Raw genomic sequence first — 23231 nt, 5'->3', positions numbered from 1 at the left:
CAGGGTGCGAACCATGACGTTGCCGAGCAGCCCGGTCCTGGTCCGCACGTGGTTCGGCGACGACGGCGCCTGGGCCGCCCTCGCGGCGGAAGTCGCGACTCCCAGCGAAGACGGTTTCCTCGCCCACCTCACGCTGGTCGACGACCCGGCGTTCGAAGGCCTGACGCCGGAAGCGCTGCGGGGCAAGCAGACCGCGGGCCCGGCCGTCTCCTTCCTCGCGGACGAGACGACCTTGACCGGCACCGAGCACCCCGTCCTCGCGGTCCAGGTCCTCCCCCGCCAGGACGGCGCGCCCTTCCGGGTGCTGCCCGCGCATCTGTGGAGCGTGGAGAACAACATCAACCTGGCCAACATGGACTGGGCCGACTTCACCGGCTCGACGGGCGAGGACGGCGTCTTCCGCGGCTTCTGAACGCTCAGAACACCGAGCGCAGCAGGTCCGCCACGTCCGCTTCCGACGGCAGCCGCGGGGCGTTCTTCGTGACCGCGTCGGCCACCGCGGCCGCCGCGATCGACGGGATGTCCTCGGTGGTGACGCCGAGGTCGCGCAGCGGGCGCTTGATCTCGATCGCCCCCGAGATTTCGCGGACCGCCTCGATCGCCGCGGCCGCCCAGTCCGGGGACGGCGGGACGCGCAACGCCCGCGCCGCCGTTTCGTAGGCCGGGTCCGCCGCCGGGGTGCTGAACGCCATCACCTCTTCCAGGACCGCCGCCAGCGCGACGCCGTGCGGGGTGCCCGTGTGCGCGGTCAGCGCGTGGCCGATGCCGTGGACCAGGCCGAGTCCCGACAGCGTCAGCGCGTGCCCGGCCAGGTGCGCGCCGAGCATGAGCCCCGACCGGGCAGCCAGGTCGCCGCCGTCGCGGTAGGCCACCGGGAGCCAGCGGCCGACCAGGGTCACCGCCTGCGTGGCGTAGGCCGCCGAGAACGGGGTCGATCCGCGTGAGGCCAGCGACTCGATGCCGTGGACCAGCGCGTCCAGGCCGGTGGCGGCGGTGACCCGGGCGGGCAGGCCGAGCGTCAGTTCCGGGTCCAGCACGGCGATCCGCGGCTTCACCGACGAGTGTCCGATGTAGACCTTCCGGCGGGCGCACGTGTCCTCGGTGACGCCGAACCCGTTGGTCTCGGCGCCGGTGCCCGCGGTCGTGGGCACGGCGATCAGCGGCAGGCCGCCGGCCGCGTCCCACAGCCGGTCCGCGTCCGCCGCCGCGGCACCCGGGTTGCCCGCGAGCAGCGAAATGCCCTTCGCCGCGTCCAACGCGGACCCGCCGCCGAGGGCGAGCACGACCGCCGTCCCGAAGGAACGCAGCCGCGCGGCGCCGCGGTCGAGCTCGGCCGTCGAGGGGTTCGGGCCGACGTCCTCGTGCACGGTGTACTCGACGCCGGCGCGCGCGAGGATCTTCTCGACCCGGGAAACGATCCCGGTGGCCCGCAGGCCGCGGTCGGTGACCACGAACACCCGGGAGTGGCCGAGGGTTTCGACGAAGCCGGGCAGCTCGGCGACGACGCCGGGGCCGTACTCGGTGCGGCCGGTCGGCTCGACGGACAGGCGCATGCGGGTCTCCTTCAGACGACCGGAACGGTGGGCATCGGCAGGCGGAAGGTCCGGCCCGCCCACGTTTCGTACAACCGGACGGGGCTCATTTCGCCGGCGAGGTCACCGTAGGCCGCCTTCGCCCGGCGGAAGATCTGCTCGACGAGCGCGGACAGCTCGGCCGGCACCCCGACGTCGCGGCCGAGGTCGACGGCCAGGCCCAAGTCCTTGCAGGCCAGCACCATCGCGAACGAGTCGTCGTAGTCGCCGTCGACCAGGATGGACAGCACGTCCTCCTCGAGGAAGTGCGAAGCGGCCGGGCTGGCCAGCAGGGCCGAGCGCAGCACGCCGAGGTCGACGCCGGCCTTGACGCCCATCGCGAGCACCTCCGACGTCGCAACGACGTGGCAGAACCACAGGAGGTTGATCATCAGCTTGACGGTGTAGCCGTGCCCGGCCGCGCCGACGTGCAGCACCTTCTCGGGCTCGCCGAGCACCTCCAGCAGCGGCAGCGCCGCCCGGAAGTCGCCCGCGTCGCCGCCCGCGAAGATCTGCAGCGTGCCGGCCTCGGCCCCGCGCGCCATGCCGCTGACCGGGGCGTCGAGCCGCCGGACGCCGCGGGCGTCGAGCACTTCTTCGGCTACGCGCCGGGCCACCGCGGGCGTCGAAGTGGACATGTCGATCCAGAGCGCGCCGGGGGCGAGCGCTTCGGCCGCGCCGCCGCGCAGGAGGACGTCCTCGACCACGCGCGGCGTCGGCAGCATGGTGATGAGCACGTCGACGCCGTCGGCGCAGGTGGCGGGGCTGTCGACCCAGCGCGCGCCGAGCGCGAGGTGCTCGAGCGCGGCTTCGGAGCGCGCGTCGTGCACCGTGAGGTCGTGGCCGGCGAGGATCAGGTGCCGGGCCATGGGACGGCCCATGGTGCCGAGGCCGATGAAACCGATCTTCATGCTAGGTCTCCGGGAGGTTGAGCCAGGTGGTCTTGAGGGCGGTGTAGGCGTCGAGGGCGTGCAGGGACTTGTCGCGACCGGCGCCGGTCGCCTTGAAGCCGCCGAACGGGGTGATCACGTCGCTCGCGTCGAAGGTGTTGATCCACACCGTGCCGGCGCGCAACCGTTTCGCGACGCGATGGGCGGTGGTGACGTCGCGCGTCCAGACCGACGCCACCAGGCCGAAGTCGGTGTCGTTGGCCAGGCGGACGCCTTCGTCCGGCGAGCCGTCGTAGGTGAGCACCGAAAGCACCGGGCCGAAGACCTCTTCGCGCTCGATGGTCGTGCCAGGGCGGACGTCGTCGACGATGGTCGGGTCGAGGGTCAGGCCGTCGTGGGTCCCGCCGTGCACGATCGTGCCGCCCTCGGCGCGGGCGGTGTCGAGGTAGCCGAGGACGCGGTCGAGCTGGACGGCGTCGACGAGCGGACCGAGCACGGTCGCCGGGTCCAGCGGGTCGCCCGGCCGGAACGTCTCCTCGGTGATCTTGACGACCTCGGCGAGCAGCCGGTCCTTCAGCGCGGCGGGCACGATCACCCGCGAACCGGCGTTGCAGGTCTGGCCGGCGTTGTAGAAGATGCCCCACGCCACCGCGGAAGCGGCGGCGGAGAGGTCGGCTTCGGGCAGGATCAGCTGCGGCGACTTGCCGCCTGCCTCCACCGCGACCTGCTTGCCGTTGGACTCCCCGGCGTAGACCTGGAAGAGCCGCGCGACCTCGGCCGAGCCGGTGAAGGCGATCTTGTCGACCTCCGGGTGGCGCCCGAGGGCCTGGCCGACGACTTCGCCGCGGCCGGGGACGACGTTGAGCACGCCGTCCGGCAGCCCGGCTTCGCTCGCCAGCCGGGCCAGGAGCAGCGCGGCCAGCGACGTCTGTTCGGCGGGCTTGAGCACCACCGAGTTGCCGGTCGCCAGGGCCGGGCCGAGCTTCCAGGACGCGATGAGCAGGGCGTAGTTCCACGGCACGACCGCGCCGACCACGCCGAGGGGCTCGCGGGTGATCCAGGCGAGGGCGTCGCCGCCGGTCGGGGCGACCTCGTCGTAGGTCTTGTCGATCGCCTCGGCGTACCAGGCGATCGTCTCGGCCGTCTTGGCGACGTCGACGCGCTGGGACTCGCTGATCGGCTTGCCCATTTCGAGGGTGTCGAGCAGGGCGAGCTCGGCCGTGTGCGCGGTGACGGCGTCGGCCCAGCGCAGCAGGATCGCCTTGCGCTCGCGGGGTGGCAGCTCGCGCCAGCGTCCGTCCTCGAAGGACTCGCGGGCCGCGCGGACCGCCCGGTCGACGTCTTCCTCGCTGCCCGCGGGGATGCGGGCGATCTCCCGGCCGTCGCGCGGCGAGATGCTGGGGAAGGTTTCGTCCGAAGTGGACCGCACGTGCCTGCCGCCGATGAACGGCCGCGTCTCGGGGGCCAGTTTTTCCGCCGCCGCCAGCCAGTCCTGGTGGGTCAGATCCGCCACCGGTCCACCGCCTCCTCGTCCAGGTCGATGCCGAGCCCGGGCCGCTGCGGGACCTCGAGCTCGCCCGCCGCGGTGATCATCACGGGCTCGGCCAGCATGAAGTCCCGGCGCTCGGGCGTCCACCCCGGCGGATCCCACGGGAACTCGAAGTACGGGCCGCCGCCGACGCCGGCCGAGACGTGCAGGTTGGCCAGCACGCCGATGCCGTTGGTCCAGCTGTGCGGGGTGAACGCGCGGTGCTTGAGCTGCGCGAGCTCGGCCAGCGTCCGGGCGCGGTGCATGCCGACCGCGAGCACGACGTCCATCTGGTAGACGTCGAGGACGTTTTCTTCGAGGTAGCGCACCAGTTCCGGCACCGAGTGGTGCATCTCCCCCGCCGCGATCCGCACGCCGGGGTTCTCCGCGCGGAGCGTCTTGAAGCCGTCGAGGTCGTGGTACGGCAAGGGTTCTTCGACCCAGAAGACGTCCAGCTCGGCGAGCCGGCGGACCAGCTTGCGGGTCTTGGCCAGATCGGACGCGGGCGCGGTGTCGCCCGCCATCCGCCAGGACTGGTTGAGGTCGACCATGATCTCGAAGTCCGGCCCCAAGGCCTCGCGCACGGCGGCCACCGCGGCGACACCGTCGTCCACCCGGTCGCGGTCGATGCGGATCTTCATGGCGCGGAAGCCGGCCTCACGGGCCCGCAGCGCCGTCTCGACGCGCTCCTCGGGCGACTTCAGCTCGGCCGAAGAGGCGTACGCGGGCAGTGCACGGGCGGAGTTCCCGAACAGCGTCGCGACGGGCAGGCCCGCGACCTGGCCGATGATGTCCCAGAGCGCGACTTCGAGCGGCCAGAAGCAGCCGCCGTGGAAGTTGGCCGTCTCGATCGCCTTGACGTGCCGGACGATGTCGAGGGGATCTTCGCCGAGGAACAGGTGCTCGACGGCGGCGAAGCCGGCCATGGTGTCGCCGGAGCCGATGCCGGTGACGCCGTCGTCGGTGTGGACGCGCACGATCGTGGCGTCGAAGTGGCGCCGCGGGTCGGGGTCCCAGGCCGCGCGCAGCGGCGGGTCCAGCTCCAGCCGCAGGTGGTCGAGCGTGATGCCGGTGATCTTCATCGGGCCACCGCCTCCCGGGACGGCGTGTAGAAGGGGTTGGCGGCGCCCGCGCGGGCCGCTTCGAGCACGTCGGCGGCCGTGGGGACGCCTGCGACGGCGGCGCGGACCGCCCGGGCGGCGGCTTCGCGCTGGTTGGCGAAGGCCTCGTCGAGGTCGTCGACCTCGGGGTTCACCCAGATGGCGGCGATGAGCAGCAGGGCGCCGGTCTCGTCGGCGGGGATGTCCCCGGCCTCGACGGCGTCGACGACGCCCTGCGCGAGCCCGGCCTGCGCGGCACCCCAGGTGGCGCGGCGGTGCAGGTCCGTCTCGGCGGCGGCCTTGGGCACGAACAGCGTCGGCGGCTGGACCGGCACGGACGGGCGCAGCACGGTCACGAAGGGCACGTGACCGGCGCTGGGGGTGGCGAGGGCGGTGGCCCACGCGGCTTCCACCGGTCCGCCCCGGCGGCCCAGCACGACGTTCGTGTGGGCGGCGTTGGCGCCCTCGCCGACGAAGGCCTCGCCGATGAGCGCGGTGGACGCGAAAGTCATGGGTGCTCCAGGTCGATGGGGTGGGCGGCGGGATCGACGGTAAGAGCGCCCGGAAACGGCGGGCAAGGCCCGGCGGGACATCGCAACGCGGGTTGCGCTGGCGCCAACCCCGGCCTTGGCCGGTGGTCACCTCGCCGGCGGACCACAGAGGTACCTTTCCCGGCATGGACGACACCCGGCACCAGGGGCACGGCCTGCGCCGCGACCTGGACCTCCTCGAGGCGCTCGCCTCGCCCGAGGCGCAGCGCGCCGGAGAGCTGGGCGTCGTCCGCCTCGCGCAGCTCACGGGGCGGGAGAAGAGCCAGGTGTCGCGGGCGCTCAAGGCACTCGCCGAGGAGGGCATCGTCGAACGGGACCCGGACACGCTCGGCTACCGGCTCGGGTGGCGGCTGTTCTCGCTGGTCGCCCGGACGGTCGAGGACCGGCTCGTGCGCGCGGCCGAGCCCGTGATGCGGGAGCTGTCGGCCGAGCTCGAAGAGACCAACCACCTGTGCGTGCTGCGCGACCAGGAGGTGCTGACGCTGCTCTCGGTGTCCGGGCACTCCTTCCGGGTGCACGGCTGGGAAGGCCGCGGCGTGCCGGCGTACTGCACGTCGGCGGGGCGCGTGCTGCTCCTCGACGCCACGCCCGACGACCTGTACGTCCGCTTCCCCGCACTGGCCGCCGACCACCCACTGTCCGAAGTGCACACTCTGCCCGAGCTGTGGGCGAAGATCCAGCAGGCCCGCCGCGACGGCTACGCCCGGGTCCGCGAGGAGTTCGAGGCCGGCCTGGTCGGCGTTTCCGCGCCGATCCGGGACTTCCGCGGCCGGGTCGTCGCCGCGCTGAACGTCTCGGCGCCCGCCGGACGGCTCGGCGAGGGCCTCGACGCCGCGGGCCTCGTCACGGCGAAGGCCGCCGCGCGGGTCTCCGCGCACCTCGGCTGGGAGGCGCGCCCGAAACCGCCGCCCACCGCCCGGCTGACCTGAGTGGCCCGCCGCGCGGCGCACAGGCTGTCGTGAGTGTTCAGAGCGGTGGGAGCCGCCCCTGAACACTCACGACGCCTTGCGCGGGCACTCGGTCCGGACGCCCGGTTCCGGACCGGCGGGGCCCGGACTCGGCCCCGCCGCCCGCGGACCGGGCCGCCTGTGCGGGTCAGGCGGCCCGGTGCTCGAGGAACACCGGCGCCGGGGTCCGGTGGGCGACCGTGAGGTGCCCGCTGACGACCTGGGCGAGCAGGATCGCCAGCACCAGGAGCAGCGGCACCTGCCACGATCCGGTCCGGGTGTAGAGCCAGCCGCAGGCCAGCACGCCGAACCCGGCCATCAGGTAGCCCGCGCCCTGGACCACCGCGGACAACGCGGGCGAGCCGTTCTTGCTGCGCAACGAGATCGTGGTCAGGGCGAACGCGAGCGACCCCATGCCCAGGCCGGTGGCCCCGGCCCACACCCAGGGCGCGGCCGCGGGGGCGGCGAGCAGGCCGGTGATGCCGACGACGTTGGGCACGGCCAGCGCGACCACCAGCAGCGTCTGGTTCTCCCACTTCCGCGTCCAGCCCGGGACCAGCCACATCATCGGCAGGCCCAGTGCCATCGACAGGGCCAGGCACGCACCCGCGGTCGCCGGCGAAACGCCCGCCTCGCGCAGGATGCCGGGGAGCCGGCCCATGACCAGGAACGTCACCGTCGAAACCAGCCCGAAGTAGATCGTCAAGGCGTAGGGGCGCACGGCTTCCGTCGCCGCCCGCGGCGACCGGAAGTCACCGGGGGTGTGCCGCCACAGCTGGTGGGCCGCCACGGCCGCGACCGCCCAGACGCCCAGGCCGATCCGCCACGACGACGAGGTCACCGCCGCCGGGGTCAGCAGCGCGCCGACCGTGCTGCCCAGGCCGAGCCCGAGCGGGTAGGCGGCGGACCCGCCGGCCAGCAGCGGCAGCATCGTGCCGAGCACGGCGAGCGACAGGCACGCCAGCGCCGTCCCGACCAGCAGCAGCGCCGAGCCGCCGAGCACCCGCCCGGCCAGCGAGGACGCCAGCCCGATCAGGGACACGGTGACGGTCCGGTGCGAACCGACACGGCCGCACAGCCACGGCGCCGCCCAGCCGCCGAGACCGATCGCCCACAACGGCAGCGCGACCAGCACCGCGGCGGTCAGCCCCCCGACGACGGAGACGTCCGGCAGGGCGGCACCCAGGCTCGTCACCGCCGGCCTCAGGTTGAGCGCCAGCGCGAACACCACGAGCGTGGAAATGGCGGTACTGCGGGACATGGCTCCTCCTCGCGACGAGGGTCCGGAGCTCCGGGCTCCGGGGAGCAATGCTCCGCAACACACGTACGTCAGACATCCGTCAGCTGACGTATACGCGAAGTTAACCTGCTGTCCATGCAGGTGCGAGTGCACGTGCGGAAGCGCTTACATCCCTTGTGGACGGTCAGCGCGTGGTGTGCGCACCCCCGTTGACGTGCAGCGTTTGCCCGGTGATGTGCCGTGCCCCCGCGGAAGCCAGGAAGTGCGTCGTCTCGGCGACGTCACGCGGGTGCCCGGCGCGCCCGTTGTGCGTCCTCGCGATGAGCGCCGCCCGCCGCTGCTCGGTGAGCCTCCCGCGGAAGAACTCCGTCTCGGCGATGTAGCCGGGTGAGATCAGGTTGGCGGTAAGCCCTTTCGGACCGACTTCCGCCGACAGGCCCGCGGTCCACGCCGCGAGCGCCGCTTTCGCCGCACCGTAGGACGATGACGCGTATTCGGCGCCGATCGACCCGACGTTGACGATCGTCCCGCCCGGGCGCAGCTTGCCGAGCACGGCGGACGTCGTCAGCACGGCGCTGAGCAGGTTGGCGTCCAGATTGGCCCGCCACGCCGAAAGCACGCCCTCGAGCCCCGGAGCCCGGTCCGCGCCGAAGTCGGTGTTGCCGCCGGCCGTGTTGACGACCACGTCGAGGTCGGCGCCCAGCTCGTCGGCCAGCCGCGCCACCTGCGCGGGATCGGTGGCGTCGCACGGGATCGGCCGGACGTCGAGCTCGCCCGCCGTGCGCGCGAGCCGGCCGGCGTCGCGGCCGGTGACGACCACCGTGTCGCCATCCTCGCGGAAGCGCGCGGCGACCGCCTTGCCCAGCCCGGTCCCACCCCCGGTGACCAGCACGATGCGACTCACAGAGAACTCCTCCTCCTGCTATGTTTAGCTCTAAACGTAGCAACGGGGAGGCCCGGGTGTCCAACGACAGCTACCCGATGGAAGCGATCCTGCGCTGGCCCGCGGCGGACATCGCGTCGTCGTGGCACCGGGAACTGCCCGGCGTGCGGACCGAGTCCATCGAGGTCATCACGCCCGCGTGGCGCATCGCGAAGCTGCTGGCCGACGACCGGCGCCGGACGCTGGCCGTGCTCGGGATCGACCCGTCGACCCTGGACCTGCTCAGCGTGATCCGGCGGGCGGGCCCGCCCTACGAGCTGACCACCCGCGAGATCACGCGCCGCACGCTGGTCACGGCGGGCGCGGTCTCGCAGCGGGTCGCCCGCGCCGAGCAGGCGGGTCTGGTCGAGCGGTCACCGTCATCGGCCTCGCGCCGCGCGGTCGCGGTCCGGCTCACCGACGCCGGGCACAGCCTGGTCGAAGCGACCGTACGCCGGCTCCTGGAGCACGAGGCGGACCTGATCGGCGGCCTCACCCGCGACGAACGCACGACCCTCACCGGGCTCCTGGCCAAGCTGGAGGCGTCGCTGCACGAGCGCACGTCCGCCTCGGGAGGGGAAGGCCGAGAACTCCGCGGGGTGTAGCGCGCCGCCCGGCGGGGTATCACTCCGGCCACATCCCGGAGGGAGCCGACATGGGACTCATCATCGGACTGCTGGTGGTCTGGGCCGTTCTCGTGGTGCTCGGCATCGCGATCAAGGGCCTCTTCTGGCTGATCATCGTGGGCGCGGTGCTGTTCGTGGCCACCGGCGCGATCGGCTTCGTCAAGCGCAAGACCCTCGGCCGGGGCTGACCCGGCGGGCGCGGTTCGTCTCGCGGGCCACCGTCCAGGCGTCCGCGACCGGGCCCAGGTGCGCGAGCTTGTCCGGGTTCAGCACCGCGCGGATCGTCTGGACGCGCCCGTCGAGGACGTCGAGCACCAGTGTGGTGACGACCTTGCCGTCGCGGTCGCGGAACAGCGCGCCCGGCTGGCCGTTGACCTCGCGGGGTTCCACGGCGCCACCGATCCGGGCGAACGGCGCGGCGAACGCGGTCAGCAGCCGGGCCACCGGCTCGGCGCCGAAAACGCCCTCGCCCCACAGTGGTGCTTTGCCGCCGCTGTCGCCGACCAGCTCGACGTCGGCGGCGAGCAGCTCGCGGAGGCCGTCGAGGTCGCCATCGCGGAAGGCGCCGAAGAACCGTTCGGCCAGCCGCGCGCGCTCTTGGCGGTCCGCCGCGAACCGGGCGCGGCCCGCGTCCATGTGCCGGCGGGCCCGGACCGCGAGCTGGCGGCACGCCGCTTCGGAGCGGCCCACCGCCGACGCGACGTCGGCGAAGCCGAAGCCGAACACCTCCCGCAGCACGAACACCGCCCGTTCGAGCGGGCTCAGCCGTTCCAGCAGCAGCAACGCCGCCATCGACACCGAGTCGGCCAGCTCGGCCGAGCGTGCCGGGTCCTCGTACGGGTCGGCCAGCAGCGGCTCGGGGAACCACTGCCCGACGTACTCCTCCCGCCGGACCCGCGCCGAGCGCAGGACGTCGATGGCGATCCGCGACACCGTGGCCGACAGGAACGCCTTCGCCGACGTGGGCCGCGACGTGGACACCTCGTAGCGCAGCCACGTCTCCTGGACCGCGTCCTCGGCCTCGCCCACGCTGCCGAGAATCCGGTAGGCGATGGAGAACAGCAGCGGGCGCAGGTCTTCGAACTCCTCGGCTTTCGTCACGTGCCCGAGACGAGACAGGCCCGCCGGTTGTGACATGTCACGGATCGGCGGGCCTGTCTCGTCTCGGGAGGCATGAACGAAACCACGACACGGATCGCACTGGTCACCGGCGCGAACAAGGGCATCGGCCGCGCGACCGCGGAGCAGCTCGCCGCACTGGGCATGACGGTGCTCGTCGGCGCGCGGGACTGGCAGCGCGGTGCGGCGGCGGCCGCGGAGATGAGCGGGGACGTGCACCCGATCGTCCTGGACGTCACCGACGCGGCCACCATCGACGAAGCGGCGAAGGAAGTCGAAGAGCGCTTCGGGCGTCTCGACGTGCTCGTCAACAACGCGGGCATCACGGGGTCCGGGCCGGTTTCGCCGGTGGACGCCCTCGACCAGGTGCCGAGCACGGTCGACCTCGCCATGGTCCGGGCGGTCTTCGAGACGAACGTCTTCGGCGTGATCGCGGTGACCAACGCCCTGCTCCCCCTGCTGCGGCGGGCACCGGCCCCGCGCATCGTCAACGTCAGCAGCGGCGCCGGTTCCCTGACGATCGCGAGCGACCCCGGCGGCCCGCTCGCCGCGCTCCCGGCGTCGGCCGCGTACTCGCCGTCCAAGAGCGCGGTGAACGCGCTGACCGTGCAGTACGCGAACGAGCTGCGCAAGGACGGCATCCTGGTCAACGCGGCCGACCCGGGCTACGTCGACACGGACATCAACAACCACACGGGATTCCTCACGACGGCCCAGGGCGCGGCGGCGGTGGTCCGGCTCGCGACCCTCGGCGCGGACGGCCCGACCGGCGGCTTCTTCTGCGCGGACGGCGCGGTGCCCTGGTAGCGGTCACCGCGGCCGGGCGCGCGCAGCGCCACCACGCCCCACACCACGGTCCCCGGTCGTGGCGGCGACGTCGAGGAAGGCTAGCCGCGGCGACGGCGGACCGGCTGGGCGCGTCGGCGGGACTTCGGCTCGTACGGGATGTCGGCGAACCGCAACGTCGCCTGCAGCGCCCGCACCGAGCGGTCCAGCCGCAGCAACGCGACCTGCGACAGCGTGAACAGTTCGTCGACGTTCCACGAGCGGCCCGCCGCGGCGAGCACGACCGTGCGCGGGACCCGGGTGATCGCGCGGCCGGGCGCCTTCGCGGCGAGCTGGGCCAGCGCCTCGGGCTCGTAGGCCAGGGCGTCGGCCGAGACGAGCGCCTGCGTGCACAGGTGGCTGGCCGCCGTCGCGCGGCCGAGCCACTTGACGTGGATGAGCTCGCCGGCGGGCCCGAGCAGGTCGCACAGCTCGAACCGCGGGTGCCGGGGCGTGGTGGCGAAATCCCGGTCCAGGCACAGGAAACCCGGCTCGCGGGCCACCTCCCGGCAGTACCGGTTCTCGTCGTCGGGCGCCCCGGTCGGGACCCACGTGACCGCGGGCCACGCGAAGCGGCGCGCCAGCATCGCGGCGACCTGCTCGCGCATCTGGCGCACGTAGGTCTCGCCGATCCGGTACCACCGCCCCTGGTGGAAGACGTACCGGACGTGGTCGATCGAGGTCTCGAACACCAGCCAACGCCCGACCGGGATCGACGCGCCGGCCTCCTCCTCGCCCGCGTCGTCGGCGCACGCGACGATCCGCCCGGCGCGCACCGCCTTCAGCCGGTCGGCGACCGGGATTTCCGCGAGGCGGTCGGTCAGGTGCCCGGCCTCCAGCCGGCCCGGCACGGCGAACGGCCCGCCGGGACCGAGGCCGCTGACGCGGAACGAGCCCGCGCGCTCGGCGTCCTGCACCGCCGTCGCGGGCCAGGCGATGCCCAGCCGGTCTTCCTCGTCGCCCGCAAGGCTTTCCGCCAGCCGGCGCTCCAGGACCGGGGCGACCCGGTCGTGGCGGTCCATCGGCCGGGTCTGGGCGACGAACCGCAGCGACGAGTGCGCGTCCGGCCCGTCGACCACCGCGCCGACGGCGTCGAGGTCGGCCAGGAACGCCGCGGGGTCCTTGGCCAGGGGCAGCCACACGGCGGTGCCGGCGCGGATGCGGTGCCGGCGCCCGGTCACCCGGCCGTAGGTGAGGTCGGCGAGGTCGGCCGTCCCGGCCAGCCGGTTGACCAGCTCGCCGTACGGTTCCAGGCGGAACGCCGAAAGGTCGCCGCCACCGGGGATCGACGTCTGCGTCGCGCGCGCGGAGGTGTCCAGGGCCGCGCTGGCGATCAGGCCGAGGTCGAACGGGTCGAGCCGCCGGATCCCGAACAGCAGGCCGAAACCCTGTTCGACGTGCTCGTCGTTGAGGGTGAGGTGGCCCGCGCCCCAGGTGACCGCGTAGGTCCACGCCGCGCGCGGGACGAGCAGCACCGCGAACGGCAGTTCGGACGACAGCGCGAGTTCGGTCCCGGTCAGGGCAGCGGCGTGCGGGAGCCACTGCGGGGCCTCGGTGCGGAACCTGCCCGCGACCAGCCGCGCTCGCGTGCCGGAGAGGTCGACCTCGGTGTCGGTGGTGACCTGCCCGTCCTTCAGCGGCACCAGCAGCTCGTCCGGGGCCGCGGTGCCGTCGAGCCGGAACAGCGACACGGGCTTGCTCGGAGCGGACGTCGAAGCCATGCGATCACCGGCCTCCCGTAAAACTGCGTCCGTTCAGGATAACGTCCGCCCGTGCCCATCCGGTTAATTCGGCTTGAACACCGAAATCTTGCCGACAGGAAGCGCTCGCGATACGCTCCTTCGCGTCCTCACCGTGACATCAAGGCTGGTCAGAAGTCCGGCAGATGATCGGGACGTGACCGGGGGAAGGCCGGTAAACGGCCACCGCAAGAATTGTTCCAGTGCACTCGTTCGGCCGCATTTACCGGCTATTCTGCGCTGTTCGGGCACCGCCGGAAGAATGGCCGCACGCACCGTGACCATCCACACCGGACAGCCGGGCCGCGGACTGGGCCGGCCGGGCGGGGGCGGTCACGGAGCGGCGGTTCGCGCTGCGCCGTGTACCCCACTAACCTGGGCTGGTCGATTCCCGTCCGGCCCGACGCTGGGGGCAGCATGGAGACAGTCCCGATGTTCGCACACGGAGACCGTCTCACCCGCCGGGACCTGGAGCTGATCACCGATGAACGCCGCCGTTACGAACTGGTGGACGGGACCCTCCTAGTGAGCCCGTCCCCGCGTCCGCTGCACCAGAGGGTGGTCGCGCGCCTGCTCGCCGCGCTCACCCCGCTTTGCCCTGCGGACTGCGAGGTTCTCCCCGCTCCACTCGACGTCGTGCTCGACGAGCACACGGTGCTCATCCCGGACGTCGTCGTCGGCCGCCGCGACACGTTCACCGACCGCGCGCTCGTCGGGGTCCCCGTCCTCGCCGTCGAAGTCGTCTCCCCGTCCAGCCGCCACATCGACCTGCACCTCAAACCGGCCCGGCTCGCCGCGGCGGGCTGCCCGTTCTACTGGGTCGTCGACCCGCGCGTGCCCAGCATGAGCTGCTTCCGGCTCGAGGGAGACGCCTACGTCCTCGACGCCGAGGGCCGGGACGACGAGCCCGTGGCGCTCACGACGCCGTACGAGCTGACCCTGCGCGCGGCGGACCTCGTCTCGCCGCACTGAACCCCGGTCAGCGGCCGTCCCACGGGCGGCCGGACAGCAGGTTCGTGATCCACCGCAGCGCGAGGTCGCACAGCGCCGCCTCGGGGCCGCGGCGGTGGGCGACGATGTCGTCGTCGCGCCACAGCATCAGGGCCGTCGCGCCGCCCGCGGTCGGGGTCAGCCCGACCACCCAGCGGCGGTTCCCGAGCGCCACGACGCGCTCGGCGGTGGTCCAGTGCCCGCGCGAGCCGGTCACCGTCCACGCCGACATCCGCGCGAGGTCCGCGACCGACCTCGCGCCGTTCTCGGGGCCACCGGGCCTCCCCGTCCGGCCGTGCATCCCGCTACCTTCGCACATCCGCCGCGTAAGTCCGGGAGATCAGAGCCGCACGTCGGGGTCTTCGGCCACCGAACGCAGGGCCGTCACGGTCGGGTGGCCCTCGGCGAGCAGCCGCGCGTCGCTCCCGGGCGGCAGTTCGCCTTCGACGACCACGGCGGTGAGGCTGATCGAGCCGTCGCCGTCGTGCCCGACGCGGCCGCGGACCGCACCGGACTCGGCCAGCCCGGCCCGGCGCGGCTCGCCGGCCTCGGCCCGGTCGGGGACGTTGAGGTTCAGCACGGTGCCGGCGGGCAAGGCGGCGAGCCGGTCGAACAGCGTCGCCGCGACCGCGACGGCGGTGTCCCAGTGCGGGTCCGGCCCGGGTTCCAGCCCGGCGTCGAGCGACACCGCGAGCGCACGCGCCCCGTGGAGCGACGCCGTCAGGGCCGCGCCGACGGTGCCCGAATGCAGTACCGCGCGGCCGATGTTCGCCCCGAGGTTCACCCCGGACAGCACCACGTCCGGGGGCTCGCCGAAGGCGCCTTGCGAGGCGGCCAGCGCGATGAGCCCGGGGTGGGCGGCCACGGCGTACGCGGGCACGTCCGGCAGGCCGCGCAGCTCCCGCCGCTCGACGGCGATCCGCCCGTCGTCCCCGGTGGCACTCAGGCCGGCGCTGGTCCCGCTGGCCTCCCCCGCCGGCGCGGCGACGGTGACGGTCCAGCCGTGCGCCACCGCACCGCGGGCCAGGGCGAGCAGGCCCGGGGACGCGATGCCGTCGTCGTTGGTGATCAGTGCCCGCACACCGGAAACGTACCCGGCTTCACCGGCCGGTGCTGCCGTCGATCAGTTCGCGGAGGATGTCGGCGTGCCCGGCGTGACGGCCGGTCTCCTCGATCATGTGCACCAGTGCCCAGCGCATCGACGGCGGCGTGCCGCCCGGGCGGGGTACCGGCTCGGTCAGGTCGGTGCAGGCGTCGATGACGGCGTTGGCCTCCTCGACCGCGGTGCGGTAGCCGGTCAGCAGGGCCGCGGCCGTCTCGTCCGGCCGCGGCCGGAACGTGCCGGGCCAGTCCTTCGGGCGCTCGCCGAGGAAGGTGAAGCGCTCGACGTGGGTCAGGTGCCGGACCAGGCCCAGCAGCGACGTGCCCGAGGGCACGCCGGGCGTCCGCGCCTGTGGTTCCGGCACGCCTTCGGCCTTCGCGGCGACGGCGGCGCGCAGCTGGTCGAGAAAGCCGCGCAGCACGTCCTTCTCGCCGGGTCCGGTCCGCGGCGGCGGGGTGTCGTTGCGACGGGGCATCGGTTCTCCTCGGCAGTCAGCGGGTGCGGCGGATCAGCAACAGGTGATCGACGACGTCGGCGGCCTGCCCGCCGGGGCCGGTGGCGTGGCGGGAAAGCGCTTCCGCCCGCTCGACCGCCCACACCGCGGGGTCGAGGTCGAGCGACCGGGCGACCTCGAACGGCGACGGAAAGTCCGCGTCCGGGTGCCACGACCACGGCGCGACCGAACCGTGGTCGACGACCAGCAGCCGTCCGCCGGGCGTCAGTGCCCCCGCGGCCTTCCGCAGGACCTGCGCGCGGGGCAGGGCGAAGGACGTGTGCAGGTAGTGCGCCGAGACGAGGTCGAAGCGGCCGGAGGGGAACGTCTCGGCCAGGTCGTGGCGCTCGGCGGAGACCCGGGCGTGGCCGGCCAGGCGGGCGATCGCCACGCCGGAGATGTCGGCCGCGGTCACGCGCCAGCCGCGGCGGGCGAGCCACAGCGCGTCACCGCCGGCCCCGCAGCCGAGGTCGAGTGCGGTGCCGGGGTCGAGGCCGGCCACGACTTCGGTGAGCCGGACGTTGGCGCGGGGTTCGGCCCGCCGGGTCGCGTGGTGGTCGTCCCAGAAGCGGGTGGCGTCTTCGGTCATGGCCCCACCCTGGCGCCGGACGTGCCGAGGTGGCACGCGTTCTTGCGGTTTCGGCAAGATGGCCGGGGTGAGCGACGACTTCGAAGACGTCCTGCACGCGGTCGGCCCCCGGCTGCGGGCCCTGCGCCGCGCCCGCGGGCTGACGCTGGCCGAGCTGGCCGGCACCACCGGCGTGTCCGAGAGCACGCTGTCCCGGCTGGAAAGCGGGCAGCGGCGCGCCGGCCTGGAACTGCTGCTCCCGCTGGCGCGCGCCTACCAGGTCCCGCTGGACGACCTCGTCGGCGCGCCCCGCACCGGCGACCCCCGCGTCCACCTGACGCCGATCCACCGCCGCGGCATGACGTTCGTGCCGCTGTCGCGCCGGCCGGGTGGCATGCAGGCGTACAAGATGATCATCCCGAGCAGCGACCGTCCCCTCGAACCGGCACACCAGACCCACGACGGCTACGAGTGGCTCTACGTCCTGCACGGGCGGCTGCGGCTGGTGCTCGGCGAGCACGACCTGGTGCTGCCCGCGGGCGAGGCCGCGGAGTTCGACACGACGCTCCCCCACTGGCTGGGCAGCGCCGACGGGAAGGCCGTCGAGCTGCTCATCCTCTTCGGACAGCAGGGCGAACGCGCCCACCTGCGGGCCCGGGCGGCGCGCGAACGGTGACCGCGGGGGTGTCCGCGCGGTGTCAGGTGCGTGTCAGGCCGGTCGGCGAACGTGGTCCCACCACACCACGGAACACGGACACCGCAAGGGGAACCGCCATGACCGCCTACACCACGCCGCGGCCGATCACCGCCACGCTGACCACCGCCGGCGCCCGGGTGCGCGTCGCCGCGAGCGACCGCCGGGACACGGTGGTGCGGGTCGAGCCCGTCGACCGCGCGAGCAAGTCGGACGTGAAGGTCGCCGAGCGCACGGAAGTCGCCTTCGCCGACGGCGAGCTGTCGATCAAGACGGCGAAGCCGGGCGCGAAGCACGGCTCGGTCGCCATCACGGTCGAGCTGCCCGCCGGTTCCCGGCTGGTCCTCGACACCGCGTGGACCGACGTGCGGACCGGCGGCCCGCTGGGTGACTGCGAGCTGAACTCGGCGTCGGGCACCGTGCGGCTCGAGCACGTCGCCGCGCTGCGCGGGCAGGTCGCCTCCGGCGAGATCACGGTCGAGCGGGTCACCGGGCCCGCCGCCATCGACGCCGGCACGGCCGCGGTCCGGATCGGCCACGCGCACGCCGACGTCGGCTTCACCGGCTCGAGCGGCCGCCTCGAGATCGACCGCGCCGACGGCGGTGTCGTCGCGAAGGCGGCGGACTGCCCGATCCGGATCGGCCGCCTGACGCGCGGTCACGCCGACCTCGCGAACGCCTCCGGTGGCATCGAGGTGGGCGTCGCCGAGGGCACCACGGTCCGGGTGGACGCCGACAGCACGAAGGGCTCGGTCCGCACCTCGCTGCCCGTCCACGACGGCACGGCGGAGCTGAAGATCCTCGCCCGCACGCGGCGCGACGACATCGTCGTCCGCCGCGCCGCCGGGTGAGCCCGGCCTCAGCCGGTCAGGATGACGTGCAGGGTCCGCGGCCCGTGCACGCCCTCCACCCGGGTCAGCTCGATGTCGCTCGTGGCGCTGGGGCCGCTGATCCAGGTCTGCGGGCGCGCCGGGTCCAGCGCCGCGACGGCGTCCGGGACGCCGGGCACGATGCGGTCTTCGCGCAGCACGCAGACGTGGACGTCCGGCACCAGGCTCAGCGCGCGGCGGCCCTGGCCGGGTCCGTGGTCGAGCACGAGGGTCCCGGTGGTCGCGATGCCGAGCGCGGCGGTGGTGACGACGGCGTCGAAGGCGTCCAGGTCTGCCGCGTCCGCGACGGCACCCTCGACCTCCACCGGAAATCCCTGCGGCACCAGCACTTTCCGGGCCGGCCCGAGGGCCGCGCGGACCGCGCCGGGCAGTTCGGCGGCCCGGCAGCGGGTCAGGGAGGCGCGGTAGTCGACGACGCGTTCGGCGAACAGCTCCACGACGTCCGGCACCGCGACCGACCGGTAGCCCCGGGGAACGGCCGCCTCGGTCCGGTCCGCGTCCCGCAAGGCATTCCGGACCCTGGCCAGGATTTCCTCCCGCGCCGTCATCGACGCCACCACGAGCGGAACGACTCCCGGGGCGGGACGGGCAGGTCCCGCGCGTTCGTCCACAGTGAACCCGGCCAGGGCAACCGGGAGAGCGTGCGGCGGCCGAGGCGGGTCAACACCCGGTTCGCGACGCCCAAGCCGCGTTCGGCGAGCCCGAGCCGGCGGGCGTCGGAGAGCAGCCACGCGGCCGTTTTCATCGCCACCGCTTCGGGTTTCGGCGGTCCGGCCCGGTGCGCGTCCACGACCTGGGCACGCAGGTGGACGAGGACCTCCGGGATGTCGATGCGCACCGGGCACGCCTCGAAGCACGCGCCGCACAGACTCGACGCGTAGGGCAGCGAATCGGTCTGCTCGTCGACGCCGACGCCCTTGAGCAGCGGGTTGAGGATCGCGCCGATCGGACCGGGGTACACCGAGCCGTACGCGTGGCCGCCGGTCCGCTCGTAGACCGGGCAGACGTTGAGGCACGCCGAACACCGGATGCAGCGCAGTGCCTGACGGCCGACCTCGTCGGCGAGCGCCCGGGTGCGGCCGTTGTCGAGCAGCACCACGTGCGTCTCGCGCGGCCCGTCCCCGGGCGCGCGGCCCGACCACGTCGAGGTGTACGGGTTCATCCGCTCCCCCGTGCTCGAGCGCGGCAGGAGCTGGAGGAAGACGTCCAGGTCGGCCCACGTCGGCACGAGCTTTTCGATCCCCACCACGGAAACGAGCACCTCGGGCAGCGTCAGGCACATGCGGCCGTTGCCCTCGGACTCGACGACCACGAGGGTGCCGCTCTCCGCGACGGCGAAGTTCGCCCCGGAGACGGCCATCTTGGCGCGCAGGAACTTCTCCCGCAGGTGCGCCCGGGCCGCGCCGGCGAGTTCGGCCGGGTCGTCGGTCAGGTCCTCGGGCGCCCCGCTCATCCGGCGGCGGAAGATCTCCCGGATTTCCGCGCGGTTGCGGTGGATGGCCGGCACCAGGATGTGGCTGGGCAGGTCGTCGCCGAGCTGCACGATCAGTTCGGCGAGGTCGGTTTCCCAGGCCGTGACGCCGTGTTCGGCCAGCGCTTCGGTGAGGCCGATCTCCTGGGTCGCCATCGACTTGACCTTGACGACCTCGTCGACGTCGTGGTCCCGCGCGATCCGGGCGACGATGTCGCAGGCTTCGCGCGCGTCGCGCGCCCAGTGGACGGTCGCGCCGCGCTCCTGGAGGGCCGCTTCGAGGGTCAGCAGGTGCTCGTCGAGACGGCGCAGGGTGTTGTCCTTGATCGCCGCGCCCGCGAGCCGCAGCTCCTCCCACTCGGCCACCTCGCCGACGACGGCCGCGCGCTTGGCGCGGATCGTGCCGGTGGCGTGGGCCAGGTTGCGGCGCAACTGGGTGTCGGCCAGGGCTTTCCGGGCCGCGGCCGGGAAAGCGGGCATGCCGACGAACGTGGCGCTCACGCGTCCTCCTCGGTCGAAGCCAGCACGTCGGCGAGGTGCAGCACGCGGACGCCGGAGCGCTGCCGCGACAGCAGCCCGCCGATGTGCAGCAGGCACGAGTTGTCGCCCGCGACGAGCACTTCCGCGCCGGTTTCCGCGACGTGCCGGGCCTTGTCGGCGCCCATCGCGGTGGATGTACCGGCGTTCTTGAGCGCGAAGGTGCCGCCGAAGCCGCAGCATTCCCCGGCGGCGGGCAGTTCGACGAGATCGAGCCCGCGGACCGCGCGCAGCAGCCGCAGCGGCCGGTCGCCGACCCCGAGCATGCGCAGGGAATGGCAGGTCGGGTGGTAGGTGACGCGGTGCGGGAAGTAGGCGTCCACATCGGTCACGCCGAGCACGTCGACGAGGAACTCGCTCAGCTCGTAGACCTTCGGGCCGGCGGCCGGGAGGTCACCGGCCCGCCGCGCGACGAGGGCGTGCTGGTGCCGCGCCGAGCCCGCGCAGGAGCCGGACGGCGTCACGACGGCGTCGTACCCGGCGAAGGCGCGGGTGAACGCGCGCACGACCGGCACGGCCTCGTCGAGGTAGCCGGTGTTGATCATCGGCTGGCCGCAGCAGGTCTGGGCGGCCGGGAAGTCGGCGTCCACGCCGAGCCGGCGCAGCAGCCGGAAGACGGCCTTGCCGGTCTCCGGGAAGAGGGCGTCGTTGATGCACGTGACCAGCACGGCGACCTTCATGCGCCCCCGCCTTTGGGTTGAAAGGTTTCACATCTTCGGTGCCCCGACGCTACTACGAGCCGTTATTTCGTTTCAACCCCACGGCCGCGAAGGGCCGCTTTGCCGAGATGTGCCGAGATGGTGCCGACCGCTCCCGCGCACGGCGGCGCCGTCGAGGGCGATCGTGCGGCAGCGGCGGGGCCTGCGCCTACGCCCGCGCACGACTAAACGTCGATGTGGGAGCCCATGATCACCGTGCGGTCGCGGGGCAGGCCGAAGTACTCCGCGGCGTCCGCGGTGATGTACGACGTCGCGATGAACAGGCGCTTGCGCCAGCTCGCCATGGTCGGTTCCGGGCCGCGCTGCAGCTCGATCTTCGACAGGAAATACGACGCTTCGTCCACGTTCAGCCGGCCCTCGGTCTCCGCCGGGTCCAGGCGCGCCAGTGCGCCCGGGACGTCCGGCGTCTCCATGTAGCCGTAGCGGGCCGTGACGAAGACGATCCCGTCGTCGCTGTGGCCCAGGTCCTCCACCGTCACGCGCTGGCCGGGCGGCACTCGCGGGACCGGCTCGGTTTCCAGGGACATGATGACGACCTGCTCGTGCCGGACGTGGTTGTGCTCGGCGTTGGCGCGCAGGGCCAGCGGCGCCGTCGCGCCGCCGCGGTTGAGGAAGACCGCCGTGCCCGGGACGCGCCGGGTCGGGGTGTCCCGGTCGGCCAGTTCGTCGATGAACTCCCGGAGCGGGCCTTCGCGGCGTTCGCGCTCGGCGGTGACGATCTGCCGGCCGCGCTGCCAGGTCGTCATGATCGTGAACGCCGTGAGGCCGATCAGCAGCGGCAGCCACGCGCCGTGCACGAGCTTGGTCAGGTTGGCCGCGACGAACAGCAGGTCCACGACCAGCAGGACGGTCGCGCCGATGCCGATCAGCCAGCGCGGCGTCCCCCACTTCTGCCGGGCGATGTAGAAGAACAGCAGGGTGGTGATGGTGATCGTGCCGGTGACCGCCATGCCGAACGCGAACGCCAGCGCCGTCGAGCTGCGGAACGCGAACACCAGCGTCAGCACCGAAACCATCAGCAGCCAGTTGATCCACGGGACGTAGATCTGGCCGCGCTCGGTCTCCGAGGTGTGCGCGATCCGCAGCCGCGGCAGGTAGCCGAGCTGGGCCGCCTGCGCCGCGACCGAGTACGCGCCCGTGATGACCGCCTGGGACGCGATCACCGTCGCGGCCGTGGCCAGCACCACCATCAGCAGCCGGCCCCAGCCCGGCACCAGCAGGAAGAACGGGCTGCTGACGTTCGCCGGGTCCTCGAGGATCAGCGCGCCCTGGCCGAGGTAGCTGAGCACGCACGCGGGCAGCACCAGCAGCAGCCAGCCGCGGGTGATCGCCCGCCGGCCGAAGTGGCCCATGTCGGCGTACAGGGCTTCGGCGCCGGTCACCGACAGCACGACCGCCGCCAGCGCGAAGAACGCGATGTCGAAGTGCCCGGTCATGAACCCGATCGCGTACGTCGGCGAGAGCGCCTTCAGGATCTCCGGGTGCCCGGCGATCCCGGCGATGCCGCACACGCCGATCACCGTGAACCAGGCGATCATGACCGGCCCGAACACCCGCCCGACCGCGGCCGTCCCGCGCCGCTGCACCAGGAACAGCCCGATGATGATGACCGCGGTGATCGGCACGACCCAGTCGCCGAGGCCGTCCGAGACGACCTTGAGGCCCTCGACCGCGGAGAGCACGGAGATCGCCGGGGTGATCATGCTGTCGCCGAAGAACAGGGCGGCGCCGAAGATCCCGAGCCCGGCCAGCGCCACCGCGGCGCGCCTGCCCCGCTGGCCGCTCCAGCGCCGCAGCAGCGTGATGAGGGCCATGATGCCGCCCTCGCCGTCGTTGTCGGCGCGCATCGCCAGCAACACGTACGTGACGGTGACGATGATCATCACCGACCAGAAGATCAGCGACACCACGCCGAACACGTTGTCCGGGGTCACCGGGACGGGGTGCGGGTCGGCGGGGTTGAAGACGGTCTGGAGCGTGTAGATCGGGCTCGTGCCGATGTCGCCGAACACCACGCCGAGCGCGCCGATCACCAGCCCCAGCCGGACGGTGTCGCGCTTGGTCGTCCCGCTCACGTGGTCCCTCTCCGCATAGGGTGCGACCCTAGTGGCCCGCACCCGCAGGACGTCGTTCCCCCACGACGGGCCGAAGGGCGTTTCCCCCGTCTTTACGAAATTTTAGCGCCGGCGCGCACGCAGGTAGCGCCGCGGATGCACGAGCCAGTACAGGTTCAGGTCGTAGCCCCACCCGAACGCCTTCGGGGTCCAGAGGCGCGGCTCGTCCGGGTTCCACACCCGGGCCCGCACGCGGTCGGCGGTCGGGCGGCGCCAGTCGTAGGGCATCCCGGCGGCGCGGCCCTGGGGTTCGATCGGCCGCTTGCGGTCTTCTTCGGATCCGGCCATGCCCGCACCATCGCACGTCCGCGCCCGGCGCGCGATCCGTGGTCAAGACGGCGTCAAGCCCACGGGATCCGCGGTCAAGGTCCCGTTGGCGGGTCTCGCCCGGCCCGGCCGCGCGGCCGCATCCTCGAAGCCATGAGTGATCTGTCCTGGGCGCTGGTCCTGATCGGCGGGTTCGTGGTGGTGACCGTGCTCCTGCACGTGACCGGCAAGTGGCTCGCGAGCCACGACGAGAACCCCGAGGCGGCCGGGCTGGAGGTCGCCCCGCCGGGCGACCGCCTGCCGTGAGCCGTTCGCACCGCGAAATCCC

The 23231-nt window shown here is 73.3% G+C and carries 27 protein-coding genes; 9 read left to right on the top strand and 18 right to left on the bottom strand.

The genetic code is table 11. The features are described from left to right. Positions 1–13: 13 nt before the first annotated feature. The gene (locus tag ACWEN0_RS30275) at positions 14–412 is read left to right on the top strand and encodes a DUF6924 domain-containing protein (RefSeq protein ID WP_451980987.1); all 399 of its coding nucleotides are present in this window, start codon (positions 14–16) and stop codon (positions 410–412) included. A gap of 4 nt (positions 413–416) precedes the next feature. Here ACWEN0_RS30275 and ACWEN0_RS30270 read toward each other — a convergent pair whose 3' ends face one another. The 5 genes from ACWEN0_RS30270 to fae are packed head-to-tail and all read right to left on the bottom strand — an operon-like array spanning position 417 to position 5601. Beyond that, a complete protein-coding gene (locus ACWEN0_RS30270; protein ID WP_451980984.1) occupies positions 417–1553 on the bottom strand; it encodes an iron-containing alcohol dehydrogenase family protein in 1137 nt (378 codons plus the stop codon). A gap of 11 nt (positions 1554–1564) precedes the next feature. Further along, positions 1565–2482, bottom strand: coding sequence for an NAD(P)-dependent oxidoreductase (locus ACWEN0_RS30265; protein WP_451980981.1), 918 nt, complete (start codon positions 2480–2482; stop codon positions 1565–1567). Position 2483: 1 nt separating this feature from the next. Continuing rightward, positions 2484–3974 carry an aldehyde dehydrogenase gene (locus ACWEN0_RS30260; RefSeq protein ID WP_451980978.1) on the bottom strand — a complete coding sequence of 497 codons (1491 nt, stop codon included), beginning with the start codon at positions 3972–3974 and terminating at the stop codon, positions 2484–2486. After that, the gene (locus ACWEN0_RS30255; RefSeq protein ID WP_451980975.1) at positions 3962–5071 is read right to left on the bottom strand and encodes a mandelate racemase/muconate lactonizing enzyme family protein; all 1110 of its coding nucleotides are present in this window, start codon (positions 5069–5071) and stop codon (positions 3962–3964) included. The genes ACWEN0_RS30260 and ACWEN0_RS30255 overlap by 13 nt, the downstream gene beginning before the upstream one ends. Then, a complete protein-coding gene (gene fae, locus ACWEN0_RS30250) occupies positions 5068–5601 on the bottom strand; it encodes a formaldehyde-activating enzyme (protein WP_451980972.1) in 534 nt (177 codons plus the stop codon). The genes ACWEN0_RS30255 and fae overlap by 4 nt, the downstream gene beginning before the upstream one ends. A gap of 164 nt (positions 5602–5765) precedes the next feature. Here fae and ACWEN0_RS30245 point away from each other — a divergent pair, with 164 nt between their 5' ends. After that, positions 5766–6569: an IclR family transcriptional regulator gene (locus ACWEN0_RS30245; protein ID WP_451980969.1), complete on the top strand. Its 804-nt coding sequence runs from the start codon at positions 5766–5768 to the stop codon at positions 6567–6569. Positions 6570–6735: 166 nt separating this feature from the next. Here the strand turns inward: ACWEN0_RS30245 and ACWEN0_RS30240 are convergent, their stop codons facing one another. Together ACWEN0_RS30240 and ACWEN0_RS30235 are read right to left on the bottom strand one after the other, a co-directional pair. After that, positions 6736–7848: an MFS transporter gene (locus tag ACWEN0_RS30240; protein ID WP_451980966.1), complete on the bottom strand. Its 1113-nt coding sequence runs from the start codon at positions 7846–7848 to the stop codon at positions 6736–6738. Between the two features lie 163 nt (positions 7849–8011). Then, positions 8012–8731, bottom strand: coding sequence for an SDR family NAD(P)-dependent oxidoreductase (locus ACWEN0_RS30235; protein WP_451980964.1), 720 nt, complete (start codon positions 8729–8731; stop codon positions 8012–8014). A 56-nt stretch (positions 8732–8787) separates the two neighbouring features. On the opposite strand from ACWEN0_RS30235, the gene ACWEN0_RS30230 reads away from it, so the two are divergent. Beyond that, positions 8788–9354 (top strand): MarR family winged helix-turn-helix transcriptional regulator, encoded by a 567-nt coding sequence (locus ACWEN0_RS30230; RefSeq protein WP_451980961.1) that lies wholly within the window; start codon positions 8788–8790, stop codon positions 9352–9354. A gap of 50 nt (positions 9355–9404) precedes the next feature. Further along, positions 9405–9563 (top strand): hypothetical protein, encoded by a 159-nt coding sequence (locus ACWEN0_RS30225; RefSeq protein WP_451980958.1) that lies wholly within the window; start codon positions 9405–9407, stop codon positions 9561–9563. Here ACWEN0_RS30225 and ACWEN0_RS30220 read toward each other — a convergent pair. Next, positions 9535–10476 (bottom strand): RNA polymerase sigma-70 factor, encoded by a 942-nt coding sequence (locus ACWEN0_RS30220; RefSeq protein WP_451980955.1) that lies wholly within the window; start codon positions 10474–10476, stop codon positions 9535–9537. The two genes, ACWEN0_RS30225 and ACWEN0_RS30220, sit on opposite strands and share 29 nt — an antisense overlap. A 72-nt stretch (positions 10477–10548) precedes the next feature. Between ACWEN0_RS30220 and ACWEN0_RS30215 the strand changes: the two genes are divergently transcribed. After that, positions 10549–11301, top strand: a complete 753-nt coding sequence (locus ACWEN0_RS30215) for an SDR family oxidoreductase (RefSeq protein WP_451980953.1) — start codon at positions 10549–10551, stop codon at positions 11299–11301. An 80-nt stretch (positions 11302–11381) separates the two neighbouring features. Here the strand turns inward: ACWEN0_RS30215 and ACWEN0_RS30210 are convergent, their stop codons facing one another. Next, a complete protein-coding gene (locus tag ACWEN0_RS30210) occupies positions 11382–13040 on the bottom strand; it encodes a TIGR04141 family sporadically distributed protein (protein WP_451980950.1) in 1659 nt (552 codons plus the stop codon). Between the two features lie 450 nt (positions 13041–13490). Here ACWEN0_RS30210 and ACWEN0_RS30205 point away from each other — a divergent pair, with 450 nt between their 5' ends. Next, entirely contained in the window at positions 13491–14030 is a 540-nt protein-coding gene (locus ACWEN0_RS30205) for a Uma2 family endonuclease (RefSeq protein WP_451980947.1), read from the top strand. Between the two features lie 7 nt (positions 14031–14037). Here ACWEN0_RS30205 and ACWEN0_RS30200 read toward each other — a convergent pair whose 3' ends face one another. Genes ACWEN0_RS30200 through ACWEN0_RS30185 form a run of 4 tightly spaced genes read right to left on the bottom strand, consistent with a single transcriptional unit; the run spans position 14038 to position 16232 of the window. Beyond that, positions 14038–14349, bottom strand: a complete 312-nt coding sequence (locus tag ACWEN0_RS30200) for a hypothetical protein (RefSeq protein ID WP_451980944.1) — start codon at positions 14347–14349, stop codon at positions 14038–14040. 39 nt (positions 14350–14388) lie between these two features. Continuing rightward, the gene (gene surE, locus ACWEN0_RS30195; RefSeq protein WP_451980941.1) at positions 14389–15129 is read right to left on the bottom strand and encodes a 5'/3'-nucleotidase SurE; all 741 of its coding nucleotides are present in this window, start codon (positions 15127–15129) and stop codon (positions 14389–14391) included. A gap of 19 nt (positions 15130–15148) precedes the next feature. Further along, on the bottom strand, positions 15149–15625 hold the full coding sequence (locus tag ACWEN0_RS30190; protein ID WP_451980938.1) for a DinB family protein: 477 nt from the start codon (positions 15623–15625) through the stop codon (positions 15149–15151). Between the two features lie 16 nt (positions 15626–15641). Beyond that, positions 15642–16232 (bottom strand): class I SAM-dependent methyltransferase, encoded by a 591-nt coding sequence (locus ACWEN0_RS30185; protein ID WP_451980935.1) that lies wholly within the window; start codon positions 16230–16232, stop codon positions 15642–15644. Between the two features lie 67 nt (positions 16233–16299). On the opposite strand from ACWEN0_RS30185, the gene ACWEN0_RS30180 reads away from it, so the two are divergent. Beyond that, positions 16300–16887 carry a helix-turn-helix domain-containing protein gene (locus ACWEN0_RS30180; RefSeq protein ID WP_451980932.1) on the top strand — a complete coding sequence of 196 codons (588 nt, stop codon included), beginning with the start codon at positions 16300–16302 and terminating at the stop codon, positions 16885–16887. A 98-nt stretch (positions 16888–16985) separates the two neighbouring features. Next, the gene (locus tag ACWEN0_RS30175; RefSeq protein WP_451980930.1) at positions 16986–17756 is read left to right on the top strand and encodes a DUF4097 family beta strand repeat-containing protein; all 771 of its coding nucleotides are present in this window, start codon (positions 16986–16988) and stop codon (positions 17754–17756) included. An 8-nt stretch (positions 17757–17764) separates the two neighbouring features. On the opposite strand, the gene ACWEN0_RS30170 is transcribed toward ACWEN0_RS30175, so the two are convergent. The 5 genes from ACWEN0_RS30170 to ACWEN0_RS30150 form a co-directional block, all read right to left on the bottom strand. Beyond that, positions 17765–18343 carry a LutC/YkgG family protein gene (locus ACWEN0_RS30170; RefSeq protein WP_451980927.1) on the bottom strand — a complete coding sequence of 193 codons (579 nt, stop codon included), beginning with the start codon at positions 18341–18343 and terminating at the stop codon, positions 17765–17767. Then, positions 18340–19746: a lactate utilization protein B gene (locus ACWEN0_RS30165; protein ID WP_451981546.1), complete on the bottom strand. Its 1407-nt coding sequence runs from the start codon at positions 19744–19746 to the stop codon at positions 18340–18342. Before ACWEN0_RS30165 ends, ACWEN0_RS30170 begins: the two co-directional genes overlap by 4 nt. Positions 19747–19763: 17 nt before the next feature. Next, complete coding sequence (locus ACWEN0_RS30160) at positions 19764–20483, bottom strand: (Fe-S)-binding protein (protein WP_451980924.1); 720 nt, start codon at positions 20481–20483, stop codon at positions 19764–19766. 203 nt (positions 20484–20686) lie between these two features. Next, positions 20687–22597, bottom strand: coding sequence for a potassium transporter Kup (locus ACWEN0_RS30155; RefSeq protein ID WP_451980921.1), 1911 nt, complete (start codon positions 22595–22597; stop codon positions 20687–20689). Between the two features lie 102 nt (positions 22598–22699). After that, complete coding sequence (locus ACWEN0_RS30150; RefSeq protein WP_451980918.1) at positions 22700–22924, bottom strand: DUF5808 domain-containing protein; 225 nt, start codon at positions 22922–22924, stop codon at positions 22700–22702. A gap of 132 nt (positions 22925–23056) precedes the next feature. Here ACWEN0_RS30150 and ACWEN0_RS30145 point away from each other — a divergent pair, with 132 nt between their 5' ends. Then, on the top strand, positions 23057–23209 hold the full coding sequence (locus tag ACWEN0_RS30145) for a hypothetical protein (RefSeq protein ID WP_451980915.1): 153 nt from the start codon (positions 23057–23059) through the stop codon (positions 23207–23209). The last annotated feature ends 22 nt before the right edge of the window (positions 23210–23231 follow it).

Source organism: Amycolatopsis sp. NPDC004378 (assembly GCF_053602455.1).
This window is presented reverse-complemented; position numbering and strand designations above follow the sequence as displayed.